Raw genomic sequence first — 10,656 nt, 5'->3', positions numbered from 1 at the left:
GCTCGCCACCGATCGAGATAATATAGAATTACCTGCTATTCTCCAAGAAAGGGAAAAAACCTTAAGTTTGGTAGCAGTTGTCAGTCAAGATGGATATGGCGGTTTGCGGGTATTATCGGCTAAATTATTACCGCAAGATAAGGGAAAAGTAGATGCTTTTAGCATACCTTATCCGATTCGGTTGTTGCGCGATCGCCAACATCGCATCGGCATACCGCCATCCGTTATATCCAGTATAGCAAAATTACCTTTCTGCGGCGATCATCTACCAACAGAAGAACAGTTAAAAGCTTGGCAAACATTTTTAAATATTGAAGAACGCATGGCGAAAGAGCGACAATTTTGCGTTCCTTTTATTAATCATAACTATGGTGTGGCTACTCGGAAAATTACCTTTGAAATTGATGCTGCCAAAGCCACTATTGATAGTTCTTCAGGGACTTTTTTAAAAACAGATAATTTTTGGCAACGAGCCTTCAAAGCACGCAATGAAGATATTGAGCTTTTGGAAATAGCATCTGATGGTAACGGCGAACAAATTGAATATAGATTGGGTAATATTGAAGAAATCGATCGAGAAAAAAGTTTAATCCGTATTAGGATAGATGCCGAAATAGTCGAGAAAATAATAGAAGGAAATTATCAAATTCCCTCACAAGGATTTTTGTCTTTTGAAGCAGCAGGCGATTTAAGCCAAATTAAACGGAAGAAAAAAGCATTAGACGAGTTAAAAAAAGGAAACGCGCAGAATCCTTATTTGGGTGAATTTTTCTTTGATGCTGCGAAAGCAAGACCTCTGCAAAGACAGATTAAACTACAACCGGAAGATTTATTATTACCGTCTGCGAATGACGACCAAATTGCCGCAGTAGAAGCGGTACTTGCTGCCGATGATTTGGTGCTAATTCAAGGGCCACCAGGTACGGGAAAAACAACAGTTATTGCCGAAATTTGTTACCAAATTGCTTTGCGAGGCGGGCGCACTTTGATTGCTTCTCAAGCAAATTTAGCCGTAGATAACGCACTTAGCAGATTAATTCACAGTCCGGTAATTCGTGCTTTGCGAAAGGGACGTGCCGAGAGAGTAGAGGAAGAAGGATTACCATTTTTGGAAGAACAAGTAATTGGTACTTGGCTGAAAAATACGGCGTCAGATTGCGAAAAGCGGTTACTGAAACGAAAAGAAAATATCGAATTCTTCCGTCATTTGTTGGCATCGGCAGAAAAGTTTGCTAGCTATTTAAAAGCAGAAGAAACTATCGAACGGGATTTGAGAACTTGGCAAAGTCGCTTGGTAAGGATAAAAGCAGAGGGGAAAGAAATAATCAGTCAAATCTCGGAAATTAAAGCACAGAAAACTCAGATTAATTCGCTTGTTTCAGACTTGACTTATGTGCTAAATTCTGCTAATATAATCAATTGGGAAGATAAGGAGATATTCAATTTATCAGAGCGGTTACAGAAATCGGCAGCTAATGATAATTATCTCAAAGCATTTATCGCTAACGTGCAAATGGCGGTAAACTTAGCTAAGAGAATGGGTTTGATTTCTCCCGGTAATCGCGAAGCATTTGGGTTAGCTGCTTGGTTGCGGGATACTATTCCTGGTTGGGTTTCGGAAGCTGGTAGGGGACTGGCGGAAGCCAAGAATGCGATCGCATCAATTAACGAAACCCAAAAAGCCGTACAAATTTACCAGCAGTATTCTGCCAATGTTGCTCAATTGCAAAGAAACTACCAGCAAATGTTGACAGAACAACAAAATATTCAAACTCACAGATTCGATCGAATTTGGCAACAAATAATTGAAAATATTCAGTTGGGATCTATTAAAGCATTATTGAGTCAGCATGGTTGTTTGATCTCATATAATGGTGAAACAGTGCAAATAGGCATTAGCACTCCGGGATTGTTGAAATTAGCGCAACAGAAATTACCGGATATTAAACTTGCCGTTGTCAAAGCTTTCAATCGAGATTTAAAAGTAGGATTAGTTGTCGGAAATGCTAGCACGCAAAGCGGATATAGTCAGCTATTTAATGAAGATTTAGCCAATCTGAAAAGACAAATGTCCGAGTCTCAAAGGCAGTTAGAAAATTTGCGTCAACAAGCGGAAATAAAAGCTAGACTTTGCCGATCGCTTTTAACCGAATTAAAACAGTTTACACAATTGCCAGATAGTTTACGCGCTGTCTTAGAAAGATGCCTGCAAAGCACCTCAATGTCAACTGTTTTAGCAGAATTACCAACATTATCAGCACAGGCGAGTGACTGGGAAAGCGGTATTAGTAACCTGACCGAGATGATTTCCTTGCTAGATCCTTTAGTTGCACTATCAAATATCAAAAATAATCTGAATAATCATCTTGCCAAGTTACAACAAACTTATGAAAGTGCTAACAATAAAGTGAGAGATTTACAAAACCAAATTAGCGAAATAGAAGCGCAACTACAACAGAAACCCTCAGAACAATTAATTAGCGATCGCAAATGGTGGGAGTCAGCATGGCAAGCAATACCCGCTCGACTAAAACCACCAGTTCCCTCAACAGGTTTATTCGATCCAGACTTTTTACGCACAGTAAAAGTGCAATTCGACGCTTGGCAAACAGAATTAGAAAAAGAACAAGCTTATCTCAGTCGCTACGAAAACCTCGTCCAAGATTGGATTCAAAAATTACGCAATCCCTCCGCACAAGATCGCACCGAATTGCGACGAACTTATATTGATAATGCCAACGTTATCGGCATTACTTGCGTGCAAGCTGCTGGATATAGTTTTGTCAGAGAATTTAATAACTTTGATGTAGTAATTATTGATGAAGTCAGTAAATGTACGCCGCCAGAGTTACTAATTCCTGCCTTAAAAGGGAAAAAATTAGTCCTAATTGGTGACTATCGACAATTACCGCCAATGCTGCATGAAAATAGCATCGAAGAAATTGCCGAAGAAATGGACAGTACCAGAGAAGAAATGGCATTTTTAGAAGAATCTCTGTTTAAAGTACAATTTGAAGCTGCATCCGAGAGTATTAAGCGTAGGTTAACTATTCAGTATCGAATGCACCCAGTTATTATGGGTGCAATCAATCAGTTTTACGAACATCGCTTGCAATGTGGAATTCCCGATGCCGATCGGCAACGCGCACACAATCTCAATGGTAAAATTATCCAAGAAAATCACCATCTTATTTGGGTAAAAATGCCATTGGAAGAGGGTTTTGCCGAAAAACAAGAAGGAACGTCAAGAACCAATATTAAAGAAGTGGATGCGATCGAAATTTTGTGTCAGCAAATGGAAGAATCTTGGTTTCCCAAAGTTGCTGCTGGAAATCCCCGCAAAGAAATAGGCATCATTACTTTTTATGGGGCTCAATTAAGATTAATTGAAGAAAGAATAAATCCCAAAAGCTTTCCTTCTTTGCAAATTAGAACTGGTACAGTTGACCGATTTCAAGGTATGGAACGCGCAGTAGTTATTGTTAGCATGGTTCGCAATAATAGCAATCGAGATGTAGGATTTGCCAAAAAGCTAGAACGGGTAAATGTTGCTTTCTCTCGCGCTCAAGAATTGCTAATAGTTGTCGGTTGTCATTCCTTATTTACTCAGTATGCACGGGGAGTTGGCAGTATGTATTCTAACATTTCCGATATCCTGCGTCGTCATGGAGGATTAATTGATGTTTCTCAAATATTAGGATAATTACCTTAGTCCCGCCAGGGATTTTAATCCCTGGCGGTTGTAAATAGCAAAACCCTTCGATAAGGATAAACCTAGTAATTAACAAAACTATCAAGGATTAATAAATGTTTCTAGCGTCCTCCCCTAAACCAATTGATGCCAATCTAAAAGAAATGGCAGACAAAATTGAGCAGCAAAGTCCAGGTTTATCTGTTTTAACGGCGCGTCAATTTCGCTATAGCGTTTCCCAAGTGACCGTGGAAGTTACTATTAGCGAACCGCGTAAATTTAATGTACTCGAAGAGTTTATTCTTCGCGCTGGAATTGAACTCGAACCGCCGCCAAGCGTTGATGAACTAGCAACTGTACTGGGACTCGATCCTGTATTCGTACAAAATACTACTAGAACTCTGCGCTCTTTACAGACTTTAGCATGGACAACTAATGGATCGATCGCACTTACTCCCCAAGGACGACAATTTTACGAACAAGGTTCTGTTCCTCAACCTCCACAAACTAAAGAAATTTATGCCATAACTGACCCATTAAACAGCAATCTTTTTTTTATCGCTTCTCCTTTAGAAGCAACCAACATTGACTTACCAGAGTTAGAAAATTTTATGGCGATCGAAAATAGATCGCCCGATATTGATTCCTTACTAATAGAAGAATTTCAGCAAATAATTCAAGCTTCCAGCTTAGGACTGCACGACCCAAAAGAAGGCAAAATACTTACCGAAGCAAGTATAATAGATGAACCTACAAATATCTGGCAAGCTATTTCAATTTTCGCGATCTACGATTTACTTGAAGATAAAATCAACCTGCAAGTTAGACGCGGTAAGCAGGTTTTAGAATATCCCTCAAATTATTTGGATATCCTGCAAGAAGCAGGAATGTTTTCCTTACAAGATTTTTTCTCTATTAGTGAAGAAACTATTGCCAACGAACGCCATCTACTGATGGAAGCGAGGAATGCAGAAGTTGAGGCAAGAATTGAGAAAATCGATCGTATAGCAATTGAAAATGTTCTGGAAATTAGGACTAATCCAAAACCAAATAAACCTGCGTTAACTGTTGAAGCAGGTAGTGTTATTCTGCTGCGAGACAGTCAGATTCGCACAGCTTTTTTAGATACTCTGAAATTAGCCCGTCAAGAAATACTGATTTTTTCGCCTTGGGTGAGTGAGGAAGTAATAGACGATCAATTTATCAAGTTACTGGAAAATATTGCTAAACAAGGAGTTGCCGTTTTAATTGGTTATGGAATTGCCCGCAAACCGGAAGAAGAAGAACGGCAAATTACCCCTACACTCCAGCAAAAATTATTAGGAATTAAAACACCAGATGGTTTACCTGCGGTGCAGATATTTTGGTTGGGAAATTCCCATGCAAAGGAAGTAGTAGTCGATCGCAAAATTCACTTATGTGGTTCTCATAATTTTCTTTCTTATCGGGGAGATAGATTACCAAGAGGAGAAACAGTTTATAAAGTAACTATTCCCGAACAAGTTCAAGAAGCTTACGAATTTTTGGCAAGTCGATTCAACAAACAAGCACAAAAATTATGGAAGAATGCTTTAAAAATGCGTGACGATCGATCTGCTGAAGCTGCTATTTGCGTATGGGGTGCGCTGAGTATGGAACAAGAAGCATTAAAACAGCTAGAACAAAATAAATGGCTGGAATTATTACCGATTTGGTTAAAGTTAGTATTTTATGGATTAAAATCGAAAAAAATATCACCTGATGCTGAGTATTTTTACACAGCACTTTCTTTGCTAAAAGAGTTTTCTGTAGAAGATGCAAATATTGAATTATTGCGAGAAGGTTGGCAGAAAGTTATAGGTGCGATCGCTACCAGCAATCGAGAAGCTGCGTTAAACTTAATAACTGCGGAAATATGGTCACAATTCACGCGGCTTGGTATCGCTCATTCACCTATCGATTCGCCGGATAAATTTATATCAAAATATACTGTAATCCAAAAACCGCTAGAGAAATCTATCAAAAATAAATCTAAAACCGATACTTCAAAAAAGAAAAAATGAATTATATCGGAACTTAAGCAAGTGTCACACATACGTAAGTTCCGATTAATTCAAAACTCAAAACTCATAACTACTTTCAGCCCCCCATACCGGGAATCATACTCTTGCTGAGACGTTTGAGAGCGAAGTTAACAACATCGCTGTAACGCAGTTGTCCGCAGAGGATTTTCGCCATAGTTTGGGTAGCGGTAGGTCGTTTTACGCCCACTTTGTAGCCAACTTTAGGAATTTTGTAGAATACACCTGCTAGGCGTTGCGCCCACACCATATCGCTACCCCATTCATCGACAATGACCTGAGTGTATTTTTCCAAAGCATTTAAATCGCCACCGAGAGCTCGATCGATCGCCTCCGCCGCCTTCATTCCGCTAAAAATCGAAGGACGAATACCTTCCGCCGTCATCGGATCGACAACGCAAGCAGCTTCGCCAGCTAAAACAGCATTTTGGGTGTGCAGCTTTTGATTCCCATCCCACAAACAAAGCGGATGTCCGTATTGCTTGCTGGTTTTCATATCCACACCGAACATTGTGCCGTATTCAGTCAAAATGCTCTTAAAGTCTTGCGGTTCGCCGCCTTGGAAAGTTCCTACACCGATCGAATACCCATCTGCTTTAGGGAAGTTCCAAATATAACCATTTTTCACCATCCCGAACTCAAAATAAGTTCTGGTATCGGGATTGCCGGGAGGTGGCGTTTCTGCCTCTAAAGCTCCACCCAGCCTGCGTTTGCGCTCCTTGAAACCCAACAGCTTAGCCATTGGCCCCTTTGCACCGTCAGCAGCGATCAGATAGCGCCCTTCTACTGGGCCATTAGCTGTCTTGACTTGCCAGCGATCGTTCTTAAATTCAATCCCCGTAACCTCAGTATTATCTCGGAGTTCGGCCCCCTGCTTCTGTGCCTGTTGAACCAGAAAGTGGTCGAAAATATCCCGCCGCACCATCCAAATTGGCTCCATGTTTGTGAGCCTCGCTTCCACTGGGTCTTCCATCTTCCAGGTGTAGCGAATTGTGTCTACTTTCAGGGAAATCGCTGGCGAGAAATCAAAATCAAACCATTGGGCGATCGCAGGCGATACACCTCCACCGCAAGGTTTATACCGAGGCAAGCTTTCTTTTTCCAGAACTAATACAGAGCGCCCCCGCTTAGCCAAATGATAAGCCGCCGTTCCGCCTGCTGGGCCAGCACCGACAATAATGCAGTCAAACATATCCTTGAATTTTGCTCCTGAGTAAAGTCTATTGTTAGCTTTTGACCAACTTTCCAAGGTTCCTCAACTTAAGAGGAGTTTAACTGGCTTTTGCCGATCGCTGCCAGTATCTGAGAGTTAGTCGCACTGGCCTATCTTAGGATCTCTTCGAGCGAAAATATTTAAATTACAGATCCTAATCTCACTTCCGGCTATTTACGTACTGAATTTCAGAGTTTTTACGGCTTATCTCATCTGCATATACTGCTTTTATCCCCAATGGCAGTCTTTAACTTCAGCATTGGGGTAATTTTGCCGAACTGTGATCGCTTCAGACAGTAGTGATATCTTTCTCTTTCTCCGCTAGCAATGCGTCGATTTTGTTAATGTACTTGTCAGTAAGCTTTTGAATTTTATCTTGCCGATCTTTAGCTTCATCCTCAGAAATATCGCCGCTTTTTTCCTCCTTGCGAATCGAGTCTACAGCATCGCGACGAATATTGCGAACCGATACCTTACCTTCTTCAGCATATTTGGCAGCTACTTTGACAAATTCTTTACGACGATCGCTGGTAAGCGGAGGAATATTCAACCGGATAGTCGAACCATCGTTGTTAGGAGTTAAACCGATATCCGACATTGAAATAGCTTTCTCGATCGAATTCAAGATGCTGCGATCGTATGGTTGAATCGCGATCGTAGTTGCATCCGGCGTATTAATGTTCGCCAGAGATTTCAAGGGTGTTTGGGCACCATAATAATCCACCGTTACTTTATCGAGGAGCGATGCGTTAGCTCTTCCGGTACGGATGGTATTAAAAGCGTGTTGAGTAGACTCAACTGCTTTCTGCATTTTACTTTCAGCTTCAGCTAACTTCATATATATCTCCCACAATCGTTCCTATAGATTCTCCCATCACAGCTCGACGAATGTTACCTCTGACTGTGAGGTCAAAAACCATAATCGGGATGTTGTTCTCCTTACACAGAGCGATCGCGGTACTATCCATTACCCGCAGATCTTGAGTTAAAACGTGTCCGTAGTTCAGGCTTTGGTAGCGTTTGGCACCTGGATTCAGATGCGGATCGGAATCGTAAATACCATCTACCTTAGTTGCCTTAAAAATCACATCAGCGCTGATTTCAGCCGCCCGCAGAGCAGCTGTGGTATCCGTTGTAAAGAAAGGATTGCCGGAACCTGCGCCGAAAATCACCACCCGTCCTTTTTCCAGGTGGCGAATAGCGCGACGCCGGATATAGGGTTCCGCCACTTCCTGCATCGCGATCGCTGTTTGTACGCGAGTCGGAACACTCATTCGCTCCAGAGCATCCTGCAACGTCATCGCATTCATCACCGTAGCGATCATGCCGATATAGTCAGCCGTGGCCCGATCCATTCCTCTGGCAGCCCCCTTGACGCCACGAAAGATGTTTCCGCCACCCACAACAATGGCTATTTGAACGCCGCTAGCTACCACCTCTGCTACCTCAGCAGCGATTTCCTGAACCACTGTTGGATCGATCCCATAGCCGAGGTTACCCATTAAGGCTTCACCGCTCAGCTTCAGCAAAACCCGCCGGTACGCTATCCCCATGAAATTACTATTTGCTCAACTGAAATTGCCTCCAACTTAAGATAGCAGTAGAAAGCACATTCTGTGTCTATTATCATTGCCACTTCAAAGAACAGCCGACTGCCTGAGTGTGGGTTGGGGTTACTGTTTCGCCACAGAGGAGCTGCTCGATCGCATTTCGCAAGTAGGATACCTGCACCAACTCCACTGCTTCCGGATTATCGTCGATGCTGCCACTGTAACGCACAACGCTGTTGCCATCTAATAAGAAAACTTCCGGCGTGATTTGAGCACCGAAGGAACGCGCCACATCCTGAGTTGGATCGCGCAGATAGGGGAAGTTAAGCTGATGCTTAGCCGCAAAGCTTTTCATATTCTCGAAGTTATCTTCCGGACTTGCGATCGCATTGTTGGCGTTAATCCCGATCAAAGTAAACCCGCGATCGTGAAAATCCGTCTGGATTTGTTTGAGACGGTTTAAATATAAGTCTACATAAGAGCAGCGATTGCACATAAAGATCGCACCGATTGCCCGGTATTTTTGCAAATAACGAGCTAAGTGGTGAACCTCACCATCAATCCCCGGCAGTTCAAAATCTGGAGCATAGCTGCCAATGCGAGTATCGCTTTTTTCCATAAGACTTTTTTGAGAGGTTAGGGGCTAGGAAAGCCAAAAGTTAAAAGTCAAAAGTCAAAAAATAGATTTACCTTCACCACCCCCCACTTACAAAAGCGGTAGAAGATTGCACCAAATTGATTCTGACATACCCGGCAAGCTGCACACCAGTAACTAGCGGCACGATACCAAATTCCAATATTGTAAAGAATTGTCACAATGGAAGCAGCCAGAATCTAAAATTGCTATGACTGTCTCTGCTTCTACTACCAAAACCGCTATTACAGGGGAATCTTATACTCGCCCCTACACTTGGACTTGGCAGGGTTTCCCAATTTGCTATCAAAAGCAAGGAAGCGAAGGCCCAGCAGTTATCTTAGTACACGGCTTCGGAGCTTCTTGGGCGCACTGGCGCAAGAACATCCCCTTCTTAGCCAAAACTTGTCGAGTATACGCGATTGACTTGATTGGCTTTGGTGGGTCAGCTAAACCGACTCCGGGAGTTGAAATCGAGTATACCTTTGAAACGTGGGGACAGCAGATAGCTGATTTCTGTCGGGAAGTTGTAGGCAATCCGGCATTTTTAGTCGGTAATTCCATTGGCTGTATTGCTGCTATGCAGGCTGCTGTAGATAATCCAGATATTGCCAAAGGCGTTGCCCTGCTCAACTGTTCTCTACGGCTGCTGCACGATCGCAAACGCGCTACCCTACCTTGGTATAGACGCTCCAGCGCTCCAATATTACAGAAAGTGCTTGCTGTCAAGTGGTTTGGCGAGCTATTTTTCGATCGCTTGGCAAAGCCAAAAGTTGTCCGCAAAATACTCCTGCAAGCTTATAAAAATCCAGAGGCGGTTACAGACGAACTGGTGGATATGCTCATGGCACCAGCATTCGATCCAGGTGCTGTCGATGTGTTCATCGCTTTTACGCGCTATTCCCAAGGGCCGCTACCAGAAGACCTTTTGCCAGTTTTACCTTGTCCGGCGATAATTTTATGGGGGAAAGAAGATCCTTGGGAGCCGATCGCACTTGGGCAAGAGTTAGTCAATTTCCCCCAAGTGCAAAAGTTCATCCCCATTGAAGGCGCAGGGCATTGTCCCCAAGATGAAGCGCCAGAATTAGTCAATCCAATTTTGCAGGAATGGCTGATGGATAATTTTAGATGTTAGATTTTATTTCAATCTAAAATCTAACATCTGAAATTTGAAATTCCCCAATTAGCGATCGACTAATTGGATAAATTTTTCTTTTGCAACCAGTCCTTACCGATCTTAATCGTAATATCCGATCGCAGATTGCCAGTGCTTTCTACACGCACTTCCCCAAATCCCAGAGATTGGTGAATCGCCTTCGCACCCTCATCGTCCCCTTGCTGAGCGACAATGCGTGTTTCGGACAAAGGTTCTACCCAAGCATCGGCAATGTAAACATCGCGATAGCCCGCTTGTTTCAGTTTATCGGCTATCGCCTCAGCCGCTCCCGGTTGGCCGGTGCTGTCTTGAATTGCTATTCTCAGGTCGCTTGGGTCAAAAGCGCGACGAT

Annotated in this window: 8 protein-coding genes; 3 read left to right on the top strand and 5 right to left on the bottom strand. The window is 42.7% G+C overall.

All coding sequences use genetic code 11. From position 1 onward, the window contains the following. On the top strand, positions 1-3,703 hold a 3,703-nt coding region (locus H6S82_RS07045; protein ID WP_191056109.1), incomplete at its 5' end, for an AAA domain-containing protein. Between the two features lie 104 nt (positions 3,704-3,807). Continuing rightward, entirely contained in the window at positions 3,808-5,733 is a 1,926-nt protein-coding gene (locus H6S82_RS07040; RefSeq protein WP_190464155.1) for a hypothetical protein, read from the top strand. A 76-nt stretch (positions 5,734-5,809) separates the two neighbouring features. On the opposite strand, the gene H6S82_RS07035 is transcribed toward H6S82_RS07040, so the two are convergent. From H6S82_RS07035 to H6S82_RS07020, 4 genes are all read right to left on the bottom strand, one after another. Continuing rightward, the gene (locus H6S82_RS07035) at positions 5,810-6,943 is read right to left on the bottom strand and encodes a geranylgeranyl reductase family protein (RefSeq protein ID WP_190464154.1); all 1,134 of its coding nucleotides are present in this window, start codon (positions 6,941-6,943) and stop codon (positions 5,810-5,812) included. Between the two features lie 310 nt (positions 6,944-7,253). After that, entirely contained in the window at positions 7,254-7,802 is a 549-nt protein-coding gene (frr, locus tag H6S82_RS07030; RefSeq protein WP_190464153.1) for a ribosome recycling factor, read from the bottom strand. Beyond that, a complete protein-coding gene (pyrH, locus tag H6S82_RS07025) occupies positions 7,789-8,517 on the bottom strand; it encodes a UMP kinase (RefSeq protein ID WP_190464152.1) in 729 nt (242 codons plus the stop codon). The genes frr and pyrH overlap by 14 nt, the downstream gene beginning before the upstream one ends. A gap of 73 nt (positions 8,518-8,590) precedes the next feature. Next, complete coding sequence (locus H6S82_RS07020; RefSeq protein WP_190464151.1) at positions 8,591-9,133, bottom strand: thioredoxin family protein; 543 nt, start codon at positions 9,131-9,133, stop codon at positions 8,591-8,593. A 226-nt stretch (positions 9,134-9,359) separates the two neighbouring features. On the opposite strand from H6S82_RS07020, the gene H6S82_RS07015 reads away from it, so the two are divergent. Further along, positions 9,360-10,283 carry an alpha/beta fold hydrolase gene (locus H6S82_RS07015; protein WP_190464150.1) on the top strand — a complete coding sequence of 308 codons (924 nt, stop codon included), beginning with the start codon at positions 9,360-9,362 and terminating at the stop codon, positions 10,281-10,283. Positions 10,284-10,342: 59 nt separating this feature from the next. Here the strand turns inward: H6S82_RS07015 and H6S82_RS07010 are convergent. After that, positions 10,343-10,656 (bottom strand): LytR C-terminal domain-containing protein (locus H6S82_RS07010; RefSeq protein ID WP_191056108.1); only part of this gene is annotated, 314 nt, incomplete at its 5' end.

It is taken from the genome of Planktothrix sp. FACHB-1355 (assembly GCF_014748295.1).
Lineage (GTDB): Bacteria > Cyanobacteriota > Cyanobacteriia > Cyanobacteriales > Aerosakkonemataceae > Aerosakkonema > Aerosakkonema funiforme_A.
This window is presented reverse-complemented; position numbering and strand designations above follow the sequence as displayed.